The 26212-nt window shown below is 73.0% G+C and carries 21 protein-coding genes and 1 tRNA gene; 13 read left to right on the top strand and 9 right to left on the bottom strand.

The features are described from left to right. Nucleotides 1-42: 42 nt before the first annotated feature. From rsfS to FS641_RS12190, 7 genes are all read left to right on the top strand, one after another. Complete coding sequence (gene rsfS / locus FS641_RS12220; RefSeq protein WP_144764171.1) at nt 43-429, top strand: ribosome silencing factor; 387 nt, start codon at nt 43-45, stop codon at nt 427-429. A gap of 97 nt (nt 430-526) precedes the next feature. Then, a tRNA-Ala gene (locus FS641_RS12215) sits at nt 527-599 on the top strand. A gap of 72 nt (nt 600-671) precedes the next feature. Beyond that, the gene (locus FS641_RS12210) at nt 672-1595 is read left to right on the top strand and encodes an aldose 1-epimerase family protein (RefSeq protein WP_144764169.1); all 924 of its coding nucleotides are present in this window, start codon (nt 672-674) and stop codon (nt 1593-1595) included. Continuing rightward, nucleotides 1574-3097: an anthranilate synthase component I family protein gene (locus FS641_RS12205; RefSeq protein WP_186317735.1), complete on the top strand. Its 1524-nt coding sequence runs from the start codon at nt 1574-1576 to the stop codon at nt 3095-3097. Before FS641_RS12210 ends, FS641_RS12205 begins: the two co-directional genes overlap by 22 nt. 69 nt (nt 3098-3166) lie before the next feature. Beyond that, the gene (locus FS641_RS12200; protein WP_260855804.1) at nt 3167-3982 is read left to right on the top strand and encodes a hypothetical protein; all 816 of its coding nucleotides are present in this window, start codon (nt 3167-3169) and stop codon (nt 3980-3982) included. Between the two features lie 67 nt (nt 3983-4049). Beyond that, nucleotides 4050-5669 (top strand): DNA polymerase Y family protein, encoded by a 1620-nt coding sequence (locus FS641_RS12195; RefSeq protein WP_144764165.1) that lies wholly within the window; start codon nt 4050-4052, stop codon nt 5667-5669. 13 nt (nt 5670-5682) lie between these two features. Beyond that, a complete protein-coding gene (locus FS641_RS12190) occupies nt 5683-9105 on the top strand; it encodes an error-prone DNA polymerase (RefSeq protein ID WP_144764163.1) in 3423 nt (1140 codons plus the stop codon). A 156-nt stretch (nt 9106-9261) separates the two neighbouring features. On the opposite strand, the gene FS641_RS12185 is transcribed toward FS641_RS12190, so the two are convergent. Together FS641_RS12185 and FS641_RS12180 are read right to left on the bottom strand one after the other, a co-directional pair. Next, nucleotides 9262-10791, bottom strand: a complete 1530-nt coding sequence (locus FS641_RS12185; RefSeq protein ID WP_144764161.1) for a cell wall metabolism sensor histidine kinase WalK — start codon at nt 10789-10791, stop codon at nt 9262-9264. Between the two features lie 20 nt (nt 10792-10811). Further along, nucleotides 10812-11489, bottom strand: a complete 678-nt coding sequence (locus FS641_RS12180) for a response regulator transcription factor (protein ID WP_144764159.1) — start codon at nt 11487-11489, stop codon at nt 10812-10814. A 192-nt stretch (nt 11490-11681) separates the two neighbouring features. Between FS641_RS12180 and FS641_RS12175 the strand changes: the two genes are divergently transcribed. Then, entirely contained in the window at nt 11682-11993 is a 312-nt protein-coding gene (locus tag FS641_RS12175) for a hypothetical protein (RefSeq protein ID WP_144764157.1), read from the top strand. Between the two features lie 94 nt (nt 11994-12087). Here the strand turns inward: FS641_RS12175 and FS641_RS12170 are convergent, their stop codons facing one another. Next, on the bottom strand, nt 12088-13182 hold the full coding sequence (locus tag FS641_RS12170; RefSeq protein ID WP_144764155.1) for an aromatic acid exporter family protein: 1095 nt from the start codon (nt 13180-13182) through the stop codon (nt 12088-12090). Nucleotides 13183-13262: 80 nt separating this feature from the next. On the opposite strand from FS641_RS12170, the gene FS641_RS12165 reads away from it, so the two are divergent. Together FS641_RS12165 and FS641_RS12160 are read left to right on the top strand one after the other, a co-directional pair. Next, on the top strand, nt 13263-14507 hold the full coding sequence (locus FS641_RS12165) for an aminoglycoside phosphotransferase family protein (protein ID WP_144764152.1): 1245 nt from the start codon (nt 13263-13265) through the stop codon (nt 14505-14507). 407 nt (nt 14508-14914) lie between these two features. After that, the gene (locus tag FS641_RS12160) at nt 14915-17041 is read left to right on the top strand and encodes a DEAD/DEAH box helicase (protein ID WP_186317733.1); all 2127 of its coding nucleotides are present in this window, start codon (nt 14915-14917) and stop codon (nt 17039-17041) included. Nucleotides 17042-17148: 107 nt separating this feature from the next. Here FS641_RS12160 and FS641_RS12155 read toward each other — a convergent pair whose 3' ends face one another. Further along, a complete protein-coding gene (locus FS641_RS12155; RefSeq protein WP_144764150.1) occupies nt 17149-17421 on the bottom strand; it encodes a mycoredoxin in 273 nt (90 codons plus the stop codon). Nucleotides 17422-17478: 57 nt separating this feature from the next. Here FS641_RS12155 and FS641_RS12150 point away from each other — a divergent pair, with 57 nt between their 5' ends. Continuing rightward, nucleotides 17479-19008 carry a CYTH domain-containing protein gene (locus FS641_RS12150; RefSeq protein WP_144764147.1) on the top strand — a complete coding sequence of 510 codons (1530 nt, stop codon included), beginning with the start codon at nt 17479-17481 and terminating at the stop codon, nt 19006-19008. A 142-nt stretch (nt 19009-19150) separates the two neighbouring features. Here the strand turns inward: FS641_RS12150 and FS641_RS12145 are convergent, their stop codons facing one another. Continuing rightward, nucleotides 19151-21295, bottom strand: a complete 2145-nt coding sequence (locus FS641_RS12145; protein WP_144764145.1) for a S9 family peptidase — start codon at nt 21293-21295, stop codon at nt 19151-19153. Beyond that, nucleotides 21292-22134, bottom strand: a complete 843-nt coding sequence (locus FS641_RS18595) for a Fic family protein (protein WP_186317732.1) — start codon at nt 22132-22134, stop codon at nt 21292-21294. Before FS641_RS18595 ends, FS641_RS12145 begins: the two co-directional genes overlap by 4 nt. Nucleotides 22135-22742: 608 nt before the next feature. Here FS641_RS18595 and FS641_RS12135 point away from each other — a divergent pair. Then, nucleotides 22743-23942 carry an amidohydrolase gene (locus FS641_RS12135; protein ID WP_144764141.1) on the top strand — a complete coding sequence of 400 codons (1200 nt, stop codon included), beginning with the start codon at nt 22743-22745 and terminating at the stop codon, nt 23940-23942. A gap of 107 nt (nt 23943-24049) precedes the next feature. Here the strand turns inward: FS641_RS12135 and FS641_RS12130 are convergent, their stop codons facing one another. Both FS641_RS12130 and FS641_RS12125 read right to left on the bottom strand, forming a co-directional pair. Then, the gene (locus FS641_RS12130) at nt 24050-24940 is read right to left on the bottom strand and encodes an aminodeoxychorismate lyase (protein ID WP_144764139.1); all 891 of its coding nucleotides are present in this window, start codon (nt 24938-24940) and stop codon (nt 24050-24052) included. Between the two features lie 19 nt (nt 24941-24959). Next, the gene (locus FS641_RS12125; RefSeq protein WP_395879486.1) at nt 24960-25310 is read right to left on the bottom strand and encodes a tryptophan synthase subunit alpha; all 351 of its coding nucleotides are present in this window, start codon (nt 25308-25310) and stop codon (nt 24960-24962) included. A 64-nt stretch (nt 25311-25374) separates the two neighbouring features. Here FS641_RS12125 and FS641_RS12120 point away from each other — a divergent pair, with 64 nt between their 5' ends. Then, a complete protein-coding gene (locus tag FS641_RS12120) occupies nt 25375-25896 on the top strand; it encodes an 8-oxo-dGTP diphosphatase (protein WP_186317731.1) in 522 nt (173 codons plus the stop codon). Between the two features lie 19 nt (nt 25897-25915). On the opposite strand, the gene FS641_RS12115 is transcribed toward FS641_RS12120, so the two are convergent. Continuing rightward, entirely contained in the window at nt 25916-26197 is a 282-nt protein-coding gene (locus tag FS641_RS12115) for a hypothetical protein (RefSeq protein WP_144764133.1), read from the bottom strand. Between the last annotated feature and the right edge of the window lie 15 nt (nt 26198-26212).

Raw genomic sequence — 26212 nt, 5'->3', positions numbered from 1 at the left:
GTCCCATCCGGCGCTGTGCCGGGTGACTACCGGAAGGACTCCGTGACCGCCTCCTCTCGCGCACTGGAACTCGTACAGGTCGCCGCTGGTGCGGCCGACGCCAAGCAGGCCGAAGACCTCGTCGCCCTCGACGTGACCGGGCCGCTGCAGCTCACCGACGTGTTCCTGCTGGCGACCGGGCGCAACGAGCGCAACGTGATGGCCATCGCGGACGAGGTCGAGGACCGCATGCTCCAGGCCGGCGCAAAGACACTGCGCCGTGAAGGCCGGAGCGAAGGCCGCTGGGTCCTCATCGACTTCGGCGACGTCGTCGTGCACGTCTTCCACGAGGAAGACCGTCAGTACTACTCGCTCGAGCGGCTCTGGTCGGACTGCCCGACCATCCCGCTGGCGATCGGCGCGGAAGCCGGCGCCGAGCACACCGCGTAGCGGCCGACGCGCCCGGGGTGCTGGTCCGATTTCCCTCCCCGGGTCGCGGATGGTGTACGCTTCTGTGGTGCCTCCGGGAAGCCGGAGGAACAGATCTGGGTCTGTGGCGCAGCTGGTAGCGCACCTGCATGGCATGCAGGGGGTCAGGGGTTCGAGTCCCCTCAGATCCACCCACGAAGCCCCGTTCTCCACAGGAGAGCGGGGCTTCTCCCGTTCGCCGGGCCCGCCGCTACGCTGATCGCATGAGCAACGACGCCCCTCTCTCCGGTTCGCAGCTGACGATCGCCGCCGCCGGGTACACCGCCGAGATCGCCACCGTCGGCGCCACACTCCGCACGCTGCGGCACGACGGTCGTGACCTCGTGGTGCCGTTCGACGCGGACGAGGTCCGTCCGGTGTTCCGCGGGGCCGTCCTCGCACCGTGGCCGAACCGGGTCGTCGACGGCCGGTACTCCTTCGGTGGCGAGGACCACGAGCTCGCACTCACCGAGCCCCGACGGTCGCATGCCCTGCACGGTCTGGTGGCGTGGACGGACTTCGTCGTCGTCGCGCACGAGCCGGACCGTGCTGTCCTGACGACGACGATCGCCGCGCAGTTCGGGTACCCGTACCGTGTCGAGGTCCGTGTGGTCCACCGCGTGGACGCCGACGGGCTGCACACCACCGTCACCGGGACGAACACCGGCGACGCTGCGGCACCGTGGGGCACCGGCCCGCACCCGTACCTGCGCGCGGGGGAGGGGACCGTCGACGACTGGACGCTGACGCTCCCGGCGGCCGAGGTGCTCGAGGTCACCGAGGACCGCCTGGTCCCGACCGCGCTCGTGCCCGTCCACGACGAGTTCGACATGCGCACGCCGACGCCAGTCGGCCCCCGGTTCGTCGACCACGCCTTCACCGGCTTCGACCGAGCCGACGGCGGCACCGCCACGATCGTGCTCACCGCTGCCGACGGGCACGGGGTCGTGATGGCGTTCGGGCCGGAGTGCCCGTGGGTGCAGGTGCACACCGCCGACCACGTCGTCCCGGAGTACCACCGTGCCGGCCTCGCCGTCGAGCCGATGACCTGCGCCCCCGATGCCTTCAACGCGGGCGCGGACCGCGGGCTCGTGGTGCTCGCGCCGGGTGGCTCGCACGACGCGTCGTGGACGATCGCGGCCGTCTGACCCCGCGGATCGCATCGCGCAGGGTCGACGGGGTCGACCTCGCCGACCTCGCGGTCGCATCCGGCGGTGACGTCGTCTGGCTCGACTCCGCACTGCCGGCGGGTGCTCCTGACCGCGCGCGTGGTCGCGCGCGGTGGTCGGTGCTCGCGCTGTGCGACGGGCCGTTCGCGGTGCGGTTCCGGCACGAGGAGCGGCGGGCGCACCTCGACATCGCCGAACCGTCCCGGCGGTGGTTCGGCTCGTCCCGCTCCGAGGACCGTCCCGCGTTCACCGTGCTGGCCGATCTGCTCGAGCGCACGCCGCGGCTGTCGGAGCCGGTCGCGGGGCTCGGGTTCGCGCTCGGGTGGGTCGGGTTCCTCGGCTACGAGCTCGGTCGCGAGTCGGGCGGACCCGACCGGACGGCAGACGAGCACGCCGACGCCGACCTCCGGTTCGTGGACCGTGCCGTCGTCGTCCGGGACGACGGTGCGGCATGGGCGCTGACGCTCGTCGACGACGCAGAACCGGTGGCCTCCGCGGCGAACCGGACCTGGCTCGGCACGGTGACCGCTCTGCCGACGGTCACCGGTCCCGTCGACGCGTCCCCGAGCCTCCCGTCCGGTCTGGAGGCGACCGGTCGCGTCACACGCGCCGCCTACGAGCGCTCGGTGGACGCGTGCCGCGCCGCGATCCGCGACGGCACCGCGTTCCAGGTCTGCCTCACCACCGCGTTCGTGCTGCCCGTCGACGGACTGGGCCGCGGCGCTGACCCGCAGCTGGACGAGTACCTGCGGATGCGCGCCGCGGACCCCGTCCCGTTCGGTGCGTACCTGCGGCTCGGGCCGTTGCGCGTCGCGAGTCGGTCACCGGAGCGCTTCCTGCGGGTCGACGCCGACGGGTGCGTGCTCGCGGAGCCGATCAAGGGCACGCGACGGCGACTGGCGGATCCGGAGGCGGACCGGGCGCAGCGGGACGGACTCGCGACGAGCGTCAAGGACCGTGCCGAGAACGTGATGATCGTCGATCTGCTGCGGAACGACCTGCTCCGGACGGCGGTGCCCGGGTCCGTGCGCGTCGACCGGCTGTGCGACGTCGAGACGTACGCGAGCGTGCACCAGCTCGTGTCCACGATCGCTGGTGTGGTGCCACCGGGGACCTCGCGGGCGGACGTGGTGCGGGCGGCGTTCCCTCCTGGATCGATGACCGGTGCGCCGAAGATCAGTGCGATGACGATCGCCGACGGGTTGGAGGACGTGTCGCGCGGGGTCTACGCGGGCGCGATCGGGTACTTCTCGGCGAGCGGGGCGGTCGATCTGTCGGTGGCCATCCGCACACTGGTGACGGTGGTCGAGCCCGGTGGTCCTGGTGGTCCTGGTGGGGCGCTCGGGCCGCGCGTCCGGTCGCGGACGCTCGGGGCCGGTGGCGCGGTCACCTGGTCCTCCGACGCCCGTGACGAAGCGGACGAGGTCGAGACGAAGACCCGGTCGGTGCTCGGCAGCGTGGGGGCCGTCGCGCGCTGGTGACCACCGGTCGAACACGTGTTCGATACGGTTGTCCACCGAATGTCAGACCGGGTTGACATGATCGAACACGTGTTCGAACATGAGGGCATGCAGACGGCGGCGACACTCCGGTCGCCCGGGTCCCGCGCAGAGCGACCCGGGCGGAGTGCCCCTGCCCGGAACGGCGCAGCCGACCACCTGGCCGACGCCCGCGCGGCCCTCGACCGGATCACGTCGTTGCGTGCACGCGTCGCCGACATGGAAGCCACCCGCGTCGACACCGTCGGGCTCCCGACGGCCGCCGCACTCGAACCGCTGCTGCCCGGTGGGGCCATCCGCGTCGGCGGGACCTACGCCGTGCCGGAGTCCGTGCTGCTGGCGATGACGATGCTGCAGGCGGCGTCGGCGGCCGGGGCCTGGTGCGCGGTGGTCGGCGTGCCGTCCTTCGGGGTGGAAGCCGCGGCGGCGGCGGGCATCGACCTCGAACGACTCGTGCTCGTCCCCGACCCGGGCGACCAGTGGCTCGCGGTCACCGCCGCGATGGCCGACGTGGCGCAGATCGTCCTCACCCGTCCGCTCGGTCGGGTCGTGCCCGGTGACGTCGCCCGGCTGTCCGCCCGGCTCCGGCAGCGTGGGGGAGCCCTCGTCGCGCTCGGCTCCTGGCCGGGGGCCGACGTCACGCTCCGGGTGTCCTCGTCGTCGTGGACCGGCATCGGGCAGGGGCACGGACACCTGACGGAGCGGCGTGCCACGGTCACCGCGACCGGGCGTGCCGGGGCGGTGCGTCCCGTCAGCGCCGAGCTGCTGCTGCCGGCGGCGGACGGTGTCGTGCGTGCTGCGGTGCCCACGCCGGTGGCGCTCCCCGGCGACTCGCGGGGGTTCCGGCCCGTGGCGGTGGCGTCGTGATCGGGCACGCGCGCCGCCGCGCTGGCGGTCCGGCGCTGGGCGGTCTCGTCCGTCCGGGGGTGGCGTCGTGATCGGGCACGCGCGCGTCCGCGCGGACGCGCTCGTCCGTGGGGGCGCACTGCCCGAGCCGCCACCGACCCGGACCATCGTGCTGTGGTGCCCGGACTGGCCGGTCATCGCCGCGGCTCGTGCCGCCGGTTCCCCGCCGGAGCAGCCGTTCGCGGTGGTGGCCAAGGGGCTCGTCTTCGCCAGTTCGGCCTCGGCCCGACAGCAGGGGGTCGTGCGCGGTCTCCGCGTCCGGGAAGCCCAGGCGCGCTGCCCGGAGCTCGTCGTGCAGCCCTACGACGACGGACTCGACCACCGTGCGTTCGAACCGGTGATCCGCGCGATCGAGGCCGCCGTCCCCGGGGTCGAGGTCCTGCGCCCCGGCACGGTCGCCCTGCGATCCCGCGGTCCAGCGCGCTACTACGGCGGTGAGCGCGCGGCGGCGGCGACCCTGGCGGGCATCGCGGCCGACCACGGCGCCCCCGCCGTCCGGGCCGGGGTGGCGGACACGCCCTTCGCCGCGGAACAGGCCGCACGCGCCCGGCCGGTCCGACCCGGGGAACGCGTCCGTGTCGTGCCGGTGGACGGGTCGGCGGCGTTCCTCGCCGACCTGCCGCTCGGTGTGCTCGGCGACGCCGACCTCGCGATGGTGCTCGGACGGCTCGGCATCGCCACGCTCGGGGAGTTCGCCGCGTTCACCGACGAGCAGGTCCGCGACCGGTTCGGCGTCGCCGGCGCGTTCCTGCACCGGCTCGCCGGCGGGCGCGATCCGCGGGAGATCGCGTCACGACCGGTCCCGCCCGAACTCCAGGTCGAGGCGGTGTTCGAGCCGCCGCTCGACCGCGCTGACCAGATCGCGTTCGCGTTCCGGCGCACGGCCGACGACTTCGCCTCTCGGCTCCGCGCCGCGGGGCTCGTCGCGACCACGATCCGGGTCGGCATCGTCGACGAGCGGGACATCCTGCTCGAGCGCACGTGGGCGCACCCCCGCTGGTTCGACGCCGCCGACGTGGTCGACCGGGTGCGCTGGCAGCTCGCCGGCGGTGTCGACCCGACCGGGCTCGAGGCGCCGGTGACCTCGGTCGTGCTCGAGCCGGTGGCGGTCGACGCCATGGCCAACCACGAGCACGGGCTCTGGGGCTCCGGGCCGGACGAACGCGTCCACCACGCACTCGCCCGGGTGCAGGGCATGGTCGGACACGACGGCGTGGTGACGCCGCGGATCGGCGGCGGGCGGACCCTGTCCGAGCGGGTGGTGCTCGTGCCGTGGGGCGACGCCCCGGCCGCCGACCTCGCGTCGCTGCGGGACCGGCCGTGGCCCGGCCGGCTGCCGGGTCCGCCCCCGGCGACGGTGCTCGAGCGTCCGCGTCCGGTGGACGTGGTGGCGTCCGACGGCGGGAGCGTCGACGTGGACGACCGCGGTGCACTCACCGGTGTCCCCGAGCGGTTCCGCGCCGAGGCGGACCGCGGTGGTCGGTTCGCATCCGTCACCGCATGGGCAGGACCGTGGCCGCTCGTGGTGCGCTGGTGGGAGGCCGGTGGCCGGCGGCTGCACCGGTTGCAGCTCGTGGACGCCGAGGGGCGTGCCTGGTACCTCGTGCTGGCGGACCACCGCTGGTGGGCCGAAGCGGTGGCGACGTGAACGGGGGAGCCTGATGGGCTACAGCAACCCACCCATCCCGTGGTCGGAGTTCGAACGTGCGCTGTCCGACAAGCGGAGCCCCGGGTCCACCAACGACGGTGACGGTGGCGACAGTCCGGCGTGGTCGCGGAAGCGTGCGCCGTACGTCCCGACGGACACGGTTCCGTCCGAGGGGCCGCCGGCGGTGCCGTACGCCGAGCTGCACGCGCACTCGACCTTCAGCTTCCTCGACGGCGCGAGCCAGCCGGAGCACCTCTTCGAAGAGGCAGCCCGGCTGCAGCTGCACGCCCTCGCGCTCACCGACCACGACGGCTTCTACGGCGCTGCCCGGATGGCCGAGGTGGCCGAGGCGTACCCCACCGTCGGCACCGTGTACGGCACCGAGCTGTCCCTGGGGCTCACGGAGCCGCAGAACGGTGTGCCCGACCCCGAGGGCACGCACCTGCTGCTGCTCGCCGACGGTCAGGACGGCTACCACCGGCTCGCGGGCGCCGTCACGAGCGCGCACCTCGCCGCCGGTTCCGAGAAGGGGCGTCCGCGGTACGACCTCGACGACCTGGCTGCCCGCGCGGACGGCCACTGGCGTGTGCTCACGGGCTGTCGGAAGGGCACCGTGCGGCAGGCGCTGGAGCAGGGCGGGGAGACCGCCGCGGAGCACGCGGTGCGGGCGCTCCTCGACCGCTTCGGGACGGGCAACGTGGTCGTGGAGCTGCTCGACCACGGCGACCCGCTCGACAGCGCCCGCAACGACGTCCTCGCGGCGATCGCCGGTCGGCACGCGCTGCCCGTCGTCGCCACCGGCAACGTGCACTACGCCACCCCGGACCGGTTCCCGGTGGCCACCGCACTCGCGGCGGTGCGTGCCCGGCGCAGCCTCGACGAGATCGACGGTTGGCTGCCGGCGGCCGACTCGGCACACCTGCGCTCCGGGGCCGAGATGACCAGGCGGTTCGCCAGGTACCCGGGGGCCGTCGAGTACAGCGTGACGCTCGCCGACGAGCTCGGGTTCCAGCTGCGGACGGCCAAGCCCGGGCTGCCGGACATCGACGTCCCCGACGGGCACACCGCGATGTCGTGGCTCCGCGAGCTCACCTGGGACGGGGCTCGTCGGCTGTACCCGGGGAGCGCGGACGGGGTCGACCCGCACAAGCGGCAGCGCATCGAACGCGAGCTGGCCGTGATCGAGGACAAGAACTTCCCCGGGTACTTCCTGATCGTGCGGGACATGGTGCAGTACGCCAGGAGCCGCGGGATCCTCTGTCAGGGGCGCGGCTCGGCGGCCAACTCGGCGGTCTGCTACCTGCTCGAGATCACCGCGGTGGACTCGATCCGGTACGGGCTGCCCTTCGAGCGCTTCCTGTCGGCGATGCGCGACGAGGAGCCGGACATCGACGTCGACTTCGACTCCGACCGGCGCGAAGAGGTCATCCAGTACGTCTACGACAAGTACGGCCGGTACAACGCGGCACAGGTCGCGAACGTGATCACCTACCGACCGAAGGGCGCCGTCCGCGACATGGCCAAGGCGCTCGGCCACAGTCCCGGTCAGCAGGACGCCTGGTCGAAGCAGGTCGAGCGCTGGGGATCGGTGACCGAGAGCCAGGACCACGACATCCCCCCGGCGGTCGTCGGGCTCGCCAGCGACGTCCTGGGCTTCCCTCGGCACCTCGGCATCCACTCGGGCGGCATGGTGCTCACCGACCGCCCGGTGGGCGAGGTCGTGCCGATCGAGCACGCCAGAATGGACGGCCGCACGGTCCTGCAGTGGGACAAGGACGACTGCGCGTACATGGGGCTCGTGAAGTTCGACATGCTCGGGCTCGGCATGCTCGCAGCGCTGCAGTACTCGTTCGACCTCGCCGCCGACCACTGCGGGGAGCGCTGGGAGATGCACTCCATCCCGAAGGAGGAACAGGGCGTCTACGACCAGCTCTGCCGCGCGGACACGATCGGGGTGTTCCAGGTCGAGTCCCGCGCGCAGATGGGCACGTTGCCCCGGCTGCTCCCGCGGCGGTTCTACGACCTCGTGATCGAGGTGGCGCTGGTCCGCCCCGGTCCGATCCAGGGCGGCGCGGTGCACCCGTACATCCGCCGCCGCACCGGCGAGGAACCGATCACGTACATGCACCCCTCGCTCGAGCCGGTCCTCGAACGTACGCTCGGGGTGCCGCTGTTCCAGGAGCAGCTCATGCAGATGGCGATCGCCGTCGGCAACTGCTCCGGGGACGACGCCGACCTGCTGCGCCGGGCCATGGGCTCCAAGCGCGGTCACGAGAAGATCGACCGGCTCCGGGACAAGCTCTACGCCGGCATGGCCGACAACGGCATCCACGGCGCGGACGCCGACGCGATCTACGCGAAGATCCAGGCGTTCGCGAACTTCGGCTTCGCGGAGAGCCACTCGATCAGCTTCGCGTTGATCGTCTACGCCAGCGCCTGGATGCGGCTGCACTACCCGGGGGCGTTCCTCGCGGCCCTGCTCCGGGCACAGCCGATGGGGTTCTACTCGCCGCAGACCCTCGTCGCCGACGCCAGGCGGCACGGCGTCACGGTGCTCCGGCCGGACATCCTGCGCTCCGGCGTCGACGCGACGCTCGAGCCGCTGCCCGACGCCGAGCGGAGGACCGCCCACGCCGGGGACGACGCCTGCCTCGACCCGGAACAGCCGCCCGTGCTCCCGTTCGACAAGGCCCGATCCGACGACACCGCGGACCACCGCCGCGATGCGGCGTTCGCCGTGCGGCTCGGGCTCGCCGAGGTCGCCTCGCTCGGACGGAAGAGCGCCGAGCGGATCGTCGCCGAGCGGGACGCGCACGGGCCGTTCGCCGACATGTCCGACCTCGCGCGCCGGGTCGGCCTGACCACGGCGCAGCTCGAGGCACTCGCCGCCGCCGACGCGTTCGCACCCTTCGGTGTCGACCGCCGCGGAGGGATGTGGTCCGCGGCGCAGGCCGCTGCCGAGCGTCCCGACCAGCTCCCGGACACGCAGGTCGTCGTCCAGCCGCCGCTGTTCGGGCAGATGACCAGCGGTGACGTCCTCATCGCGGACATGTGGTCGACGGGGATGTCGACGGACGGGCACCCCGTGCAGCACATGCGCGGAGACCTCAGGGCACGTCGGGTGCTCAGCGTCGAGGACCTCGCCACAGCGGAGACCGGGCGGCGCATCGAGGTCGGCGGGATCGTCACCCACCGGCAGCGCCCGGCCACCGCGTCCGGCATCACGTTCCTCAACGTCGAGGACGAGACCGGCCTGGTGAACGTGATCTGCAGCGTCGGGGTGTGGGGGCGCTACCGGCGCGTCGCCCGGGAGTCGCCGGCGGTCGTCGTGCGGGGCATCCTCGAGCGGTCACCCGACGGCGTGGTCAACGTGGTCGCGGACCGCATCGAGCACCTGCCGCTCGCGGTGCGCACCCGCTCCCGGGACTTCCAGTGAGCGGCCACCGATGCCGCGGCACCGGGATCCGGACACAGCACCGCGGACGAACCCGGTGCTGTGTCCGGATCTCGGCGCGCAGCCGCAGCCGCGGCGCACAGCGGCAGCCGCGCGGGCCAGCCGCAGCCGCAGCCGCAGCAGCAGCCGAGCACCGCGTCAGCGCACCTCGGGGACGCGCACGGTGACCTCGAGGCCACCGGAGCGGACGTTGCGGAGGGACGCCGTGCCTCCCGCCTGTTCGGCGATCGCCCGCACGATCGCCAGGCCGAGGCCGGAGCCGCCGGGCAACGGGATCCCGCCGGTCGCCGGGTCGGGGTTCGGCCGGGACTTCCTGGCCTCGTCGGGGCGGGTGAAACGGTCGAACGCCACCGGGACGAACGACTCCGGCACGCCGGGCCCGTCGTCGGTGACCTGGAGCTCGCCGAAGCCCGGGCTGCTCCGCCACGTCACGAGGATGCCGCCACCGCGGGGCAGCGCGGCGACCGCGTTGCCGGCGATGTTCGTGACGAGCTGCGCCATGGCGCCGGTGTCGAGACCGTACCGCGGCTCCGCCGTGTCGGCGTCGGGACCGGATGCACCACCGCTGTCCGAGCCGCCACCGGCGGAACCGCTGCCGCCGCCTGTGCCGCCGCCGCCCACGGAGCCGCTGCCGACCGGGCCCTCGAGGTCGAAGTCCACCGTGATGTCCTTCGTGCCCGCGATCATCCGGACCCGGTCGACCGCGGACATCACCTCGTCGCCGAGGTCGGACCAGGTGGTCGCCGTCGTGCGCTCGCCGTCCTCGGAGCGACGTTCGGACTCCTCGATGCGGGACAGCGTCAGCAGGTCGTTCGCCAGCCGTGACAGTCGGGCGACGCTGTTCTTCGCCCGCTCGATGTGGGCGGCGAGGGCCTCGGCGTCGTCGCCGTCGAGCGAGGCGAGGTCGAGCTGGGTGGTGAGGATCGCGAGCGGCGTCCGGAGCTCGTGACTGGCGTCGGAGACCATCTGCCGCTCCCGCTCCGTCACCTGCCGTGTCCGCGCCAGGAACGCGTTGAGCGTCGTCGCGAGCGAGGCGAGTTCGTCCTGTGCTGGGCCGACCGGCAGCTCCGCCCGTTCCGGGGCGACGGAGAGCCGCTCGGCCTCACGGCGCATCCGGTTCACAGGTCGCAGCGACGCGGTGGCGAGCGCCCACGACGCCACGCCGAACGCGACCAGGATGGCCAGGCCGGTCACCGACAGGGTGGTCGTGAGGTCGTCGACGACGATCTCCTCGGCCTGCGAGTTGCGCGCGGCGACGACCGTCCACCGGCCGGCCTGGTTCACCGGGTGTTCGATGACGACCCGGTACTGGGAGCCGGAGACGTCGATGACCGACGTGCCGGCCTTCGTCGAGGTCAGGCTGCCGAGGGCACGCTCGACCCGGGTCGGCATGCTGGAGATCTGGATGTCACCGGTGGGTGAGACGACCGCCACGAGTTGGCCGTTCGCCGGCGGGGACAGCCGGGGCTGGCTGTCCACCTCGAGCGTGGCCACGTACGGGTCGGCGTCGGCGTCGAGCAGCGTCCTGGTGGCCGAGGCGACCACGCTGACGACCTGGAAGCGCATGACCAGGACGAGCAGCACGATGACGACCGCGGCGATCGCCGTCGACCCGATCGTGATCCGCGACCGGAGCGAGAGCAGCCGGAGCGGCCTGACGAGACGCATCGTGGCGGGCGACCGGCCCGTCAGGAGCCGAGCAGGTCGAGGCGGTAGCCACGACCACGCACAGTGGAGATGGCGACGGTCGCCTCGTGCGCGGAGAGCTTCTTCCGCAGGTACGAGATGTACTGCTCGACGACGTTCGGGTCGACGTGCTGCGACCCGTCCCAGACCTCCTCGAGGATCTTCGGACGGTCCACCACGGTGCCGACGGAGCGGGCGAGCAGGCGGAGGAGCGCGAACTCGGTCGGGCTGACCGCGACACGCTGTCCCTGGATCGAGATGCGCCGGGCCTCGGAGTCGATGGAGACGTCGCCGACCTCGATCGTCCGCGGGGCACCGGCGGCCTCCCGGCGGCCGAGTGCGCGCAGGCGGGCCGTGAGCTCCGCGAACGCGAACGGCTTGGTGAGGTAGTCGTCCGCGCCGGCGTCGAGCCCGAACACGCGGTCGTCGACGGCGTCGCGCGCGGTCACGAGCAGGATGCGCACCGGGTCCTCGCGTTCGCGGATCCGACGGGCGAGCTCGAAGCCGGACATGCCGGGCATCATGACGTCGACGACCGCCAGCTCGAAGGCCTGCTCCCCGAGTGCGATGAGCGCTTCGACGCCGTTCTCGACCGCGGTCACGCGGTACCCCTCGGCAGCGAGCCCTCGTTCCATGAGGGCGCGCATCTCGTCGTCGTCCTCGACCACCAACAACCGCATAGTGGACCTCCTGGGACCCATCGTGGCATCGAACGGCGTGCTGCGGGAGCACCGACGTGCATCCCGACTGAATCTCGTCACAGTGAATGCGCTCGTGACCCACGATCGAGGGACGTGAGGACTGCTTGTCTCCTTGGTATGCTCCGGCACCGGACGGTGTACCCGACAGACCGTCCTGTACCTGGGGGCACCATGAACGACCAGCCGGACCACCCTGCGATCATCCGTCTGCGCGCCGAGCTCGACGCCGCCTGGAAGGGCGTCGGCGCACTGGGGCAGATGGACGACGACGAACGCCGCGACCGCATCGTCGCGGAGCTGCGCGCCGCCGTTCCGGACGAGGCCAGCCGTGCGTCGCGCGAGGTCGGCCAGGAGGCCGTGGTCGCCGAGATCCGTCGGTTCGCCTCCGCCGAGGTGGTCGCCACCGACCCGTCACTGCCGGCACGGTCCATCTGGGGACAGATCGTGCACCGTGCGGCCGAGGCGGCGACCGCAGCGCGCTGACCACCGGAGCACCCAGGGCGCACCCGGCGCACGCACCGGCCGCGCGCCCGCCGCACGCGCCCGCCGCACGCGCCCGTCGCGCGCACGGGCGCCGTCAGTCGTCCTCGCCGAGCAGTTCCTCCCGCACGCGCCGGATGTCCTCGAGCAGGGCGCCGATGAGGATCCAGTGCCGTGAATTCGGCCGGACCACCTGCAGCGGTGCGGTGAGTGCCGGCTCGCCGACGGCGGCCCCGACGCCGTCCGACCCGGCCGCCGCCGCACCCGCACCCGACACCGCGCCCGACGCCGACGGCACCGTGGTCGACTCGACCTGCGCCCCGAGTGCGCGGACGTCGGCGCCGATGCGGGCGACCTCGGTGGCGATCCGTCCCACCATCGGGTCTGCCCGGAGGTCCGGAGCGGTGGTGTCCCGGATCGCACGCGTCATGCCGGTGACCCGGGTGACGAGGACCCGCAGGTGCTCGGCGACGGCGACGTCCCGCTCGAGGATCGTCCGGTGTCGCCCGCCGCGCGGGTTCATCGTGAGCGACTCCTGCGCCGAGCCGAGCGCCGCCTCCGCCCTGGCGTGCTGCTGCCGGAGCGACCGTGCCCGCAGGAGCGCGTCGTGCCACCGCTCCTGGTTCCACCCCTCGGTGAGGCCGATCGCGACGCGCTCGAACGCGACCGCGGTGTCGCGGGCGAGACGGGCGACCGCGAGGTGCGCCGGCCCGAGCAGCACCGGCGGCACGACGACGGCGTTGACGACCAGGGCGACGACCGCCCCGATCACGGTCTCGAGGATCCGGTCCGCCGAGTAGTGCGGGGTGACGACCCCCGCCGTCAGGACGAGCATCCCGCTGATGCCGACCTGCGTCGCCGAGGTCGGGGTGAGCCGCAGCACCCACGCGATGACGATCGCCAGGACGATGACGAGCAGCACGACCCACACGGAGTCGCCGAGCACCAGGTGCATCCCCGTCGCGAGGAGCACCCCGATGACGACGCCGGCGCTCCGCTCGAGCCCCTTCACGAAGGACTGGTTGATGCTCGGCTGCACGACGAGCAGGGCCGCGATCGCCGCGAAGGTCGGGAACGGTCCGCTGATCACCAGTCGGCACAGCAGCACCGCGGCGACGACCGCGACCGCAGTCTTGACGACCTGCAGGAACGGCGCACGGCTCGAACTGCGGAGGCGCGCGACGGGGTTCACGACGACCACGGTAGCCACGTAGCGCGCGCCGAGCCGTGCACGAACGCGACGAAACCGGGTCGACCCTGTTGACTGATCCCGTGTGGCCCAATCACGAGCGTGTCATCCCGCAGGCCTTCGTCGGCTCCGGGACCTCCGTGGTGGCCGCGCGCGCCCACTCGGTCGAACCGTCCGGCAACGGCTACCTCTACGGCTACGAGGTCGACACCGTCGACCGGAACGGCCAGCGCGCGACCGTGCTGACGTACGTGGACACCGGTGGGACGCACGACCAGAACAGTGCGCTCGTGACCGATCCCTCGTCGAACGACCCCGTGTCGGTGTGGGCCTACCCGAACGACCCCGGGCTGCCGGTGCTCCCGCAGGTGACGTACCGCGACGCCGTCGCCGAACTGCTCACGACGCTCGGCATGCCGGTGACGAACCCGGTGCTCACCGTCGCCGCGTACCGACCGGGGAAACGCGCCGTGGTCCGCGTCGACGCGCCGGAGGGAACGCTCTTCCTCAAGGTGGTCCGGCCGCACCGCGTGGCACCGATCGTCCGGACGCACGAGCAGTTCATCGCCGCCGGCCTCCCCGTGCCCCGTGTGCTGTCGAGCCGCGGTGACGGCCTCCTGGTGCTCGAGCGGATCCGCGGCGTCCCCGCGGGGAGCCGGATCACCGACATCGCCGACGACCCGCGGTTCGTGGCGTCGCTCGCGGCGCTGACCGGACGCATCGCGACCGTGCCGATGACGCAGCAGGCCCGGGCGGACGCGATGGACCACGCCGACTGGCACCGCAGGACCCTGGTGTCCGCGCTCCCGCAGGACGCCGCGCAGATCGACGAGCTGTACGACGCGATCGGACGCCGTTCGATCGGCTGGACCACTTCGGACAAGCAGGTCGTGCACGGCGACCTGCACCTCGAGCAGGTCTTCGTCGACGACGCCGAACCGTGGCGCATCTCCGGGCTCCTCGACATCGACACCGCCGGGTGGGGGCACCCCGTCCGCGACGTCGGCGCCGTGGTGGCGCACCTCGTCGTCACCGGGCTCTGGCACCGGTCGCGTGGGGACGCCGAGCGTGGCGCCGCCGCGGAGCGGCTCGCCGACGCGATCGCCCGGGACTGGGCGAAGCGGAACCCCGCCGGGGCCGAGCGGCTGGGACCGGCCATCGGCGCCCAGCTGCTGGCCCACGCCGGCGGCCAGGCCACCACCGGCTCCGCGAACGGCATCGCCACCGCGGAACAGCTGCTCGCGGCGACACGCGCCGCGCTCGCGGAACCGGACCACAGCCTCCCGTCCGACCCCGGCGCACGCCCGCGGTCCGCACCGCGCGTCTGACCCGGCAGGCGCCGGACAGGAGGCACGACGCGCGCGGGCGGCGCCGACTCGCCTCCGTCGGCGGTCCGGAGGTAAACTGAACGCGCACGCACCGCGTGCCCGCGCGTCGCGTCGATTCCGGACACGACGAGTCGGTCACTTGACCGACGTGGGCACCGGGTCCGCGACCGCCCTGGGACGACCCAGTCCTGCAGCGTCGCGTGCGTGCGACGGCGTCGGATCTCCGCGCAGACCGTTGCCTCGACGAAGGTCCCCACCCGGGGTCGTCGACGGGGACGGTCGCACACACGTCGTGGGGATCGGCGGGCCACGGTGGCCCGCGCCGACATCGGTGCGACGGACGCATCGACGAGACTTCCCGCCCGACGGGCGGCTCGCCCCGGTCGCGGGGTGGAACAGGAGGAGCCTTGGCTCGATCAGGCACGCGGCGTGCAGCCGGTGGGACGCGGACTGCGTCGCGCCGGACCCGGCCGCTCGACAACGACGGCGTCATCCCGGTGCTCGCCCGCGCGGTGCGCGAGGTCGAGGCGGCCGCACAGCGCGGTCCGCTGAAGGCGTCGAACCGCACGAAGTTCCAGGCGGTCGCACTGCTCATGCGCGAGGAGCGCGCCCGGGTGAAGGCGGACACCGACCTCACCGACGCGCAGCGCGCCGAGCAGATGAAGCGCCTGGACGGCGTGGCGCAGATCCTCGCGAAGACGGCGGCACGCGACACCAGCGTGATCCAGCTGCTCGCCGAAGAGGCGTCCGTGTCCGAGGCGACCCGCACGGTCAAGCGCGACATGATGATCGCCGGCGGCGTGGAGATGCAGCCGGAGGACCTCGTCATCGCCACCGAGCCGACGCCGGCCGCCGTGCAGCAGGAGCGCGCCGTCGTCCCGCAGGCGGTCGTGCAGCGGCAGCTCGCGAACCCGTTCCTGCCGCCGGACTTCGCGCTCGCCGACCAGCCCGTCGCCCACCCGCGTCGCCTGGCGAACTGGGAGCTCTTCGGTCCGCTGTTCAAGTCGTTCGAGTACGGCGCGGGCGGGGGAGCGGCGTCGATGCCGCTGCCGGAACCCGCGACGCTGCACTCGGCGTCGGGCACGACGCTCATGAAGCACCAGGCCGAACTCGTCGCGAGTGCGGCCGAGGGGCACCGCACCTTCCTGCTCGCCGACGAGCCGGGACTCGGCAAGACGGCGCAGTCGTTGCTCGCGGCCGACGCGGCGAACGCCTTCCCGCTGCTCGTCGTCGTCCCGAACGTCGTGAAGACGAACTGGGCACGCGAGGCCGAGCGCTGGGTGCCGAACCGTCGCGCGACCGTCATCCACGGAGACGGCGACGACCTCGACGGCTTCGCGGACATCGTCATCGTGAACTACGAGATCCTCGACCGTCACGTCGGGTGGCTCGGCGCGTTCGGGTTCAAGGGGATGGTCGTCGACGAGGCGCACTTCATCAAGAACAAGGACTCGCAGCGCTCCCGGTTCGTCCTGCAGCTGGCGGAGAAGATCCGCGAGCGGACGGCGACGCCGCTGCTGATGGCCCTGACGGGCACCCCGCTGATCAACTCGGTGGAGGACTTCCGCACCATCTGGGAGTACCTCGGCTGGATCGACGACAAGAAGCCGCGTGCGAAGCTCATGAACGAGCTCGAGGACATCGGCCTCACCCCGGCCGACCCGGGCTTCTTCAGCGAGGCCCGTCGCGCGGTGATCGACATGGGCATCGTGCGACGCCGGAAAGTCGACGTCGCCGCCGACATCCCCGCACGTCGCATCGCCGACATCCCGGTCGAGCTCGACGGCGACGAGGGCCGCTCGATCCGCGACGCCGAGCGGGAGCTCACGGCGAAGCTCGTCCGGCGCTACCACCAGGCGCTCGACGCCCGCACCGGGCAGGACCCGGTCGTCGGCATCGACCACCGCCTCGTGCGGCAGGTCGCGCGCTGGGAGCTCGAGGACCAGGACGCGTCGTCGACCGGCGAGAACGTGTTCTCGATGGTGCGGCGGATCGGTCGTGCCAAGGCGCAGCTCGCGGCGGACTACGCGGCGCAGCTGGCTTCGAACGTCGGCAAGGTCGTGTTCTTCGCGAAGCACCTCGACGTGATGGACCAGGCCGAGGAGGTCTTCGCGCGCCGGCACCTGCGGACCGCGACCATCCGCGGCGACCAGACGCCCGCGCAGCGCACCGCCGAGATCGACTCGTTCGTGAACGACCCCGACGTCGCGGTGATCGTCTGCTCGCTGACGGCCGCCGGTGTCGGCCTCAACCTGCAGGTCGCGTCGAACGTCGTGCTCGCGGAGCTGTCCTGGACGAGTGCCGAGCAGACCCAGGCGATCGACCGCGTGCACCGCATCGGGCAGGAGGAGCCCGTCACCGCCTGGCGGATCATCGCGGCCCAGACGATCGACACGAAGATCGCCGACCTCATCGACAGCAAGGCCGGCCTCGCCGCCCGGGCGCTCGACGGCTCGGACGAGGAAGTCGTCGACTCCGGCGACATCCAGCTCGACGCGATGGCGGCGCTGCTGACGGAGGCGCTCGGCGGCTGACGTCCGCCCGCACCGGCATCGCGCCCCTGGACGACCATCGCGCCCCGTTCTGACGGGGCGCGATGTTCGTTCGGGGGCGCAGCGGTGCGAGTGGGCTGCCCGATGGGTCAGACCCGGGACTGCACCTCGGCCAGGGAGGGGTTCGTGGCGGTGCTGCCGTCGGGGAACACCAGCGTCGGTACGGTCTGGTTGCCGCCGTTGACCTCGGCGACCAGCTCGGCGGTGCCGGGGGTGGTCTCGATGTCGACCTCCCGGAAGGGGACACCGGCCTTGGACATCTGGTTCTTCAACCGGGCGCAGTAGCCGCACCAGCTCGTGGTGAACATCGTGACGGCGCCGGCCTCCGGCACGAACGCGTCGCGCGTGATCGTCTCGCTCATGGCCTCAGGCTACTGCGCGTGGTCGGGAGACACCGGTGACCCTGGTAGACAGGAACCGTGACGGACACGCACCTCGAGATCGAGCGCACGTACGACCTGCCCGACGGGGCCGACCTCCCCGACCTGATCGGCGTCGGGGGGATCCTCCGGCTCGACCACCGGGACCCGTTCGAGCTCGACGCCACCTACTGGGACACCGAGCGGTACGACCTCGTCGCCGCGCGCGTGACGGTCCGCCGTCGCACCGGTGGCTCCGACGCCGGCTGGCACATCAAGCGCTCGGAGTCGGACACGATCCGGCACGAGCAGCACTTCCCCCTGACCGACGACGCCGACACCGTGCCGGACGAGGTCCTCGCCGCCCTGTTCACCGAGCGCCGCGGCCGTGGACTGCACCCGGTGGTGCAGATCACCACCACCCGCACCGTGACCCGACTGCTCGACGAGGACGGTGACCAGGTCGCCGAGCTCGCCGACGACCGCGTCAGCGCGCAGCGTCTCGACCCCGACGCCCCCGCCGACCCGCGCACGTGGCGTGAGGTCGAGGTCGAGGTCGTCGAGGGCGTCGACCCGCAGATCGCCCACGAGCTCTTCGGCGCACTCGACGGTCGGTTCGCCGCCGTCGGGGCCGCCCCGGCCGCCGTCGCGTCCAAGCTGGCGCGGGGGCTTGCAGGTGCACCGGCACCGCGCCTCCAGGCCGGTGACAAGCCGGAGAAGGGCACGACCGCGCGGATCCTCACCAAGCGGCTCCGGAAGCTGCGGTCCGCGCTCCTCGGCGAGGCGTCGCGGCTCCGCGCCGGCGACACCGCCGACCTCCGACACGTGGCCGAGAACGCCCTCGAGATCGCGTCGATCCTGGGGACCTACCGGTCGGCCTTCGCCGACGGCGACGCGGGGGACCACGCGGCTGCCGCCGCGGACGCGCTCGCGTCGGTGACGGCGCGGGCGGCCCTCGCCGAGTACCTGATCGACCGGCTGCCGCGAGCGTCGACGCCGGCGCAGGACGACCTGGTCGACGCGATGACGCGCGAACGGATCCTCGCGTCGACCCGTGAGCGGCGCGACGAGGCCGTGCGGGACGTCGTCACGTTCCTGCACACCGAGCCGTTCCTGGAGCTCCTCGACGCACTCGACGACGCCGTCGAGCGTCCGGCGCCCACCCCGTGGGCCCTCCGCTCGCCGAAGCACGTCGCGCAGGACGTCACCGCGGTCGTGAAGCCCGAGGTCCGTGAGCTCGTCCGCGCCGCGGTCGCCGACGACGAGTCCGAGACCGCCGCGGAGCGCGAGGCGGCCGACCTCGCGACGACCGAGCAGGCGTGGGAGGGCACCCTGCGTGCCCGGATGGCGATGGACGTGCTCGGTGACGACGCCTTCCCGCACGCGCTGTGGAAGCGCATCGGCCGGGCGGCCGACGTCCTCACCGAGCGGGTGCGGTCCCTGCACGCCCTCGACGCGCTGCGGACCAACGCCGGGATCGCCGAGCGTGCAGGCGAGGGGACGTTCGCCTACGGGGTCCTCGCCGGGGACCGGGTGCGGCTGGCCGAGGAGTCCTACGACGAGGCGGTGCACGCGCTCAACCGCGTGTGACGCCTCGGTGCCGCGCACGCACGCGCGAGCACACTGCGCGCAGGGCCGGTCGGACGGATCCGACCGGCCCTGCGCGTCGCTCGGCCGCGGTGGTCACGCGGCTGCGCTGGTCATCCGGCTGTGGTCAGGCCGGCTGCGCTGGTCACTCGGCTGCGGTCGGACCGGCGAGCCCGAGCGTGTCGAGGATCCAGGCGAGCTCGAAGGCCCGCTCCTTCCAGGACGCGTACCGGCCGCTGACACCGCCGTGCCCCGCGGACATCTCGGTCTTCAGCAGCACGGGCGCACCGACCTCGCGGAGCTTCGCGGTCCACTTCGCCGGCTCGACGTAGAGCACCCGGGTGTCGTTGATCGACGTGACCGCCAGGATGGCCGGGTACTGCACGTCGTCGCGGACGTTCTCGTACGGGGTGTACTCGCTCATGTAGCGGTAGACCTCGGCGTCGTGCAGCGGGTCGCCCCACTCGTCCCACTCGATGACGGTGAGCGGGAGGTCCGGGTCGAGGATGCTCGTCAGCGCGTCGACGAACGGGACGGCGGCGAGGATGCCCGCGAACCGGTCGGGAGCGATGTTCGCGACGGCGCCCATGAGCAACCCGCCGGCGCTGCCGCCCTCGGCGACGAGCCGCTCGGGCGTCGTGCGACCGGTGGCGATGAGGTGGTCGGCGACGGCGACGAAGTCGGTGAAGGTGTTCTTCTTGGTGAGGGTCTTGCCGTTCTCGTACCAGTGCCGTCCGAGCTCGCCGCCACCGCGGACGTGGGCCACCGCGAAGACGACGCCCCGGTCGAGCAGCGAGAGCCGCATCACGCTGAAGGCGGGGTCGATCGAGTGCTCGTAGGAGCCGTAGCCGTACAGGTGCAGCGGGCTCGGGGCGCTCTGGTCGACGGCGTCCCGGCGCCACACGAGCGAGATCGGTACGCGGGTGCCGTCGGGTGCGGTCGCCCAGTCCCGCTCCTGCGCGTAGTCGGCCGGGTCGTAGCCGCCGAGCACCGGCTGGCGCTTCAGGACGGTGACCTCACCGGTCGCCAGGTCGAGGTCGCTGACCTCGGATGGGGTGACGAACGAGGTGAACCCGATGCGCAGGGTCGGCTGGTCCCACTCCGGATTGCCGCCGAGCCCGGCGGAGAAGAGCGCCTCGTCGAAGGGGACCTCGTCGGCGTCGCCGTACCCGTCGCCCTCGATCGGGATGATCGCGACCCGCGGCAGCGCCTCGGACCGGTACTCGAGCGCGAGGTGCCCGGCGAAGGCGTCGACCGACTCGATGCGGCGCTCGGGGTGGTGCGCGACGACGACCCGGCGGTCGGACTCCGACGTCGGGTCGTCGGCCGGGACGTCCACCAGCGTGAAGTTCTCGGCGCCGTCGTTGTGCAGCACGAGCAGGCGGTCGCTGCCGCCGACGATGGCGTGCTCGACCTCGTACTCGACGCCCTCGCGCCGGGGCCAGACCACGCGGAACTCGCCCGTCGGGTCGGCGGCGTCGAGGACCCATGCCTCCGAGGTGATCTTCGAGCCGAGTTCGATGACGATGTACTGCGACGACCGGGTCACGCCGACGCCCACCCAGTAGCGGTCGTCCGGTTCCTCGAACACGACGACGTCCTCGGACGCGGGCGTGCCGACGCTGTGGCGCCAGATCCGGTCCGGACGCCAGGACTCGTCGACCGTGGGGTAGAAGACGTAGCGACCGGACGGGTCGAACGTGGCGCCGGAGCCGGTGTCGGTGACGACGTCGTCGAGGTCCTGCCCCGTGGTGAGGTCGCGGACGTGCAGGGTGTACCGCTCGTCGCCCTCGACGTCGACGCCGTAGACGAGGCGGGTGCCGTCGTCGGAGATGTCGTAGGAGCCGAGCGAGAAGAAGTCGTGACCGTCGGCGAGGGCGTTGCCGTCGAGGACGACTTCCTCGCCGGGGAGCGTGACCGTGTCCTCGTCGAGCGTCGGCGGCGTCCAGTCGTCGGGCCCGCTGATCGGCGCACGGCACTGCACGCCGTACTGGCTGCCCTCGCTCGTGCGCGTGAAGTACCACCACTGCCCCATGCGCACCGGCACCGAGAGGTCGGTCTCCTGCACGCGGCCCTTGACCTCGGCGAAGACCTCGTCGCGGAGGCCGGCGAGGTGGTCGGTCGCCGCCGTCGTGTAGGCGTTCTCGGCCTCGAGGTACCGCAGCGTGTCCGGCGACTCCTTGTCCCGGAGCCACTCGTAGTCGTCGACGAAGTCGATGCCGTGGTGCGTCCGGGTGACCGGGCGCTTCTCGGCGGTGGGCGGGGTGGTCGATGCGTGCTCGCTGCTCACCCGGCCAGCCTAGGCCGCGGGGGCGCGGAGGCGCGCCCAGCGGAGGCCGCGGAGGCGCGCCCAGCGCAGGCCGCGGAGGCGCGCCCAGCGCAGACCGCCGAGCCGCTGCCGGTCCGAGCGCCCGGATCCCACAGCCGTCGCCGGACACGGTCCGCCTCGACGACGGACGCCACGCGCTCGGCGAACGCCTCGACCTCGGACGCCACACCCGTGACCACCCAGGTGCGCCGTCGTCGTCGGGTCGTCACGGGCCGGACCACACCGGCGGACTCGAGCGCGGCGACGAGGGCGTCCGTCGTGGCCGTGGTCGTGCGGAGGACCGCGTCGAGGTCGTCCTCGGTCAGGACGGCGTCGTGCAGCAGTCCGGCCACCACCCGACCGACGCGGAGCCCGGTGGACTCCGCGGCGTGTCCGGCCTCCGCGGTGTGCTCGTCGAGGAGCAGCGCCGTCAGCGCGGCCTCGTCGCACACGGTCCCGATGGCGATCGCCAGGTCGGCGACGAAGTCGTGGACCGACCCGGACCGGTAGCGCACCAGGTGGTCGAAGTACCGCGAACGGTCGGCGACGAGCGCCGTCGCGATCGGCACCGTCGTCGCGGTGACGCCCCGGCGTCGCAGCACCGCGCCGATGACCGCCCGGCCGATCCGACCGTTGCCGTCCGTGAACGGGTGGATCGACTCGAAGTGGGCGTGTGCGATCGCCGCCTGGGCCACCGGGTGCAGGTCGTCTCGGGCGAGGAACGCGACCAGGTCGGCCATCGCCTCCGGCACCAGCTCGGGCGGCGGCGGGACGTACGCCGCGAGCCGCGGTGTGCTCCCGCCGCCGATCCAGTTCTGCACCGTGCGCCACCAGCCGGCACGCGGCCGTCGACCGGGTCGTCCCGCATGAGCTCCCCGTGGGCGCAACAGATCGACGCCGCGGTGACGGCACCGTGTGCCGCATCGCGGGAAAGTCGGTCGAGCGCCCTGGTCGCTGCGACCATCGCCGTCGCGGAACCGTTCGCACGGGAGCCGCCGACGGCACGCGCGTAGTCGTCGAGGCCGGCGTGCTCGTCCTCGATCCGCGAGGACGCGACGGCCTCGGTCCGGGCGAGCACACCGCCGAGCGCCCGGAGCCGCTGGCCGTGTTCCTGGTCGAGTCGGGCGAGCGCCGACGTCGCGCGGTCGAGCAGGGTGTCGTCGTCCGGGAGCGGCCGGTACGGCACCGTGGCGATGCGCGGCGGGACCGATGCGATCACCGTGCCGTACGTGCGGTCCGCTCGCGGACCGCGTCCGGAACTCCGCCAGGGGCGCTGCACCGTGCCGTGCCACGGCCACGCGAGTGTGCTGCCTCCGCTCATGGGTCCCCCGCTCTCAGACGGAACGCTACGCACGCCCCGTCGCGCGCCGCGAACCTCCGACATGGTGCATCTCGCAGGGCGCGCCGCGGTGCTCGGTAGCGTTGGTCCATGACCACCTCATTCGCGATCACCGGTGCCCACGTCGTCCCCGTCACGGCGGACGAGTTCGACGGGGGAGCCGTCGTCGTCGAGGACGGCCGGATCACCGCGCTCGGCCCGGACGTGACGCCGCCGCCGGGGATGCCCGTGGTCGACGCCGGCGGGGCGTGGTTGGTGCCCGGGTTCGTCGAGGCACACGGCCACGTCGGCATCCACGAGGAGGCGAACGGCCCCGCCGGCAACGACACGAACGAGCTCACCGGACCGAACCAGGCCGCGGTCCGCGCGATCGACGCCGTCGACATCGACGACGAAGGCTTCCGCGACGCACTCTCCGGCGGCATCACCGCGATCGTCGTCAAGCCCGGGTCCGGCAACCCGATCGGCGGTCAGTCCGTGGCGATCAAGACGTGGGGCGGCCGGACGATCGACGAGCAGCTCATCTCCGACGCGGTGAGCGTCAAGAGCGCCCTCGGCGAGAACCCCAAGCGCGTCTACGGCGACAAGGGACAGACCCCGTCGACGCGGCTCGGCGTCGCGAAGGTGATCCGCGAGGCGTTCGTCGCCGCGCAGCACTACCGCGCCGCCCGCGACGCCGCCGCGGCGTCCGGGGAACCGTTCGCGCGGGACCTCACGAAGGAGACCCTCGCCCGCGTGCTCGACGGGGAACTCGCCTGGGACCAGCACACGCACCGGCACGACGACATCGCCACCGCGATCCGCCTGGCCGGGGAGTTCGGCTACCGGCTCGTCGTGAACCACGGCACCGAGGCGCACAAGATCGCCGACGTCCTCGCCGAGAAGGACATCCCGGTGATCTACGGTCCGCTGTTCACGAGCCGGTCGAAGGTCGAGCTCCGTGACCGCGGCATCCCGAACCTCGCGGCGATCGCCGCGGCCGGTGTCCGGGTCGCGATCACGACGGACGCCCCGGTGGTGCCGATCCAGATGCTCGTGACCCAGGCGACGATGGCCGTCAAGGAGGGCCTGCCCCGGCAGACCGCGCTGGAGGCGCTCACCACGAACCCGGCGACCTTCCTCGGCTTCGGCGACCGCGTCGGCCGACTCGCGCCCGGCTACGACGCCGACCTGGTGCTGTGGACGGGCGACCCGCTCGACGCGACCAGCCGCGCGACGCGCGTCTGGATCGACGGCCGCCAGGTCTACGCGTGGGCCGACGGCGTCGGGACCGCGACGCCGCGCTGGTAGCGGGGAAGCGGAGCAGGACGGGAGGCCCGGGTCGCGACGAGCGTGCACGTCGCGACCCGGGCCTCCCGTCCGGTCAGCGCCGACGCCGGATCAGCGCCGGCGCCGGATCAGGACCGGCGTGCGAGCAGGAACGTGTTGATGCGCTCCGTGAGGTCCGCGTCGACCGCGACGTCGGTGCCGTCCACCCGCCGGATCGGTGCCGCCTGGCGGACGCTCGACACGAGCCACAGTGCGTCCGCGGCGCGGAGGTCGGCCATCGTGACGAGTTCGTACGCGGTCTCGATCCCGGCCTCCTCCGCGAAGCGGAACACGTCCGCCTGCGTGGTGCCGGCGAGGATCCCGATGTCGGTCCGCGGCGTGACGAGCCGCCCACCGACGGACATCACGAGGTTCGCGCGGGTGCCCTCGAGCACGTAGCCGTCCGTCGAGACGAAGAGCGCGTCGTCGGCGCCGCGGCGGGCGGCCTCGCGGAGTGCCGCCATGTTCACGGCGTACGAGAGCGTCTTGGCGCCCTGCAGCAGCCACGGCGAGGTGCGCTCGACGTCGTGCCGGTACCCGCGGTCGAGCGTGACGACCGAGATGCCCTCGGTCCTGGCGGCGGTCGAGTCGCCGGACGGAGCGGCGTAGACCCACCCGGTCGGCCGGTCTGATCCCTCGACGCCGCGGGTGAGCACGGTCTTCGCGAACGCCTCGCGGACGGGGTCGAGCTCGGCGCAGACGGCCTCGACCGCACGGCGCCAGGCCGCGAGGTCCGGCAGCGGGAGGTCGAGCATCCGGGCGGAGCGTTCGAAGCGGGTCAGGTGGGCCTCGAGCGCCTGCGGGCGGCCGTCGACGACCGTGATCGTCTCGAACACGCCGTCGCCGCGGATGATCCCGAGGTCCTGGACCTGCAGGTGTTCCTCGAGCGGGGCGGCGAACGTGAAGGCGTCGGCGGAGGGGTCGTGCGGCGCGGCGTCGCGGGAGGGCTGGTTGAGGACGGCGAGCACGGTGTCGGTCATGCGCCCATCCAACCGCACGTCAGCCCTGCCGTGGCAAGGCCCCCATCAGCTTCCAGACCGCCGCGGTGAGCTCCGGGTGCTGCAGCGCGATGCGGCGCAGGCGGTGGTACTCCTCGCCGAGGTGGGTGCCGTGCCCGGAGGCCGGGTGTGACGACCACTGGGCGCTGCGTCGGCCGATCGCGTCGTCGAGCTCGAGCGCCTCTTCGCGGAGGATCAGCACGACCTGCTCGTCGACGGTCGGCAGCAGCGGCATGAACTCCCACGGGTCGTCGCCCTGCCGGGACCGGTGCTCGACGATCATCGAGATCTCCTCGGCCGCCTCGGCACGCAGCACCTCGAGGCTGCGCCCGAACCTGCGGTGCTCAGCCACGGTGCCCCCACAGCACACCTGCCATGCAACGAGCGTACGCCAGATCATCGGCCACACTGGACACGTGGGCGAGCGCGACGCAACCAAGAACCAGCACCCGCGGGTGGTCGTCGTGTACCTGCTCCGCGACGACGGATCCGGCCCGGCGGTGCTGCTCGGCGAGAAGCGGCGCGGGCTCGGGAGCGGCCGTGTGGTCGGCCCCGGTGGCAAGCGCGAGCCGGGGGAGACGGCGGTCGAGACCGCCGTCCGCGAGGTCGCCGAGGAGGTCGGCCTGCGGCTCGACACCGCCGACCTGGAGGCGCGGGGCACCTTGGACTACCGGTTCCCGTTCCGGCCGTCCTGGTCGCAGGTCTCGGACGTGTTCGTCTGTCGGCGCTGGTCCGGCGACCCGGTCGCGAGCGACGAGCTGACGCCGCGGTGGGTGCCGGTCGACGACGTCCCGTACGACGCGATGTGGGACGACGCCCGGTACTGGCTGCCCGAGGTGCTCCGCGGGGGCCGGGTCGACGCCCGCTTCACGTTCGCGGAGGACAACGCCACGGTCGCCGGGTTCACCGGGGTGGGGGTCGACGCGCCCGCTGGGTGAGTGCGTGCGGCCGGTGCGGTCAGCCCCGGTGCGTGCGCGTGCTGCCGGTACGGGCTTCCTCGGCTGCCGCCATGACGTCGGCGTCGCCGCTCCGGCCGCCGAGCGGTCGGACGAAGAAGTCGATGATGCCGAACACGATCGCGCCGACCATCGCGAACATCGCCCACCCGACGAACAGCCCGGCGGTGTTGCGGCCGTCCGCGGGGGCGAGGACGACGCTCGCGACGTAGAGCACGACCGTCAGTGCCAGGAGGACGACGACGAGCGTGACGAGCAGACGGTGCCAGGCGGAACGGGTCATGATCCGGCCAGGATA

Source organism: Curtobacterium sp. 9128, from assembly GCF_007673775.1.
Taxonomy (GTDB): Bacteria; Actinomycetota; Actinomycetes; order Actinomycetales; family Microbacteriaceae; genus Curtobacterium.
This window is presented reverse-complemented; position numbering and strand designations above follow the sequence as displayed.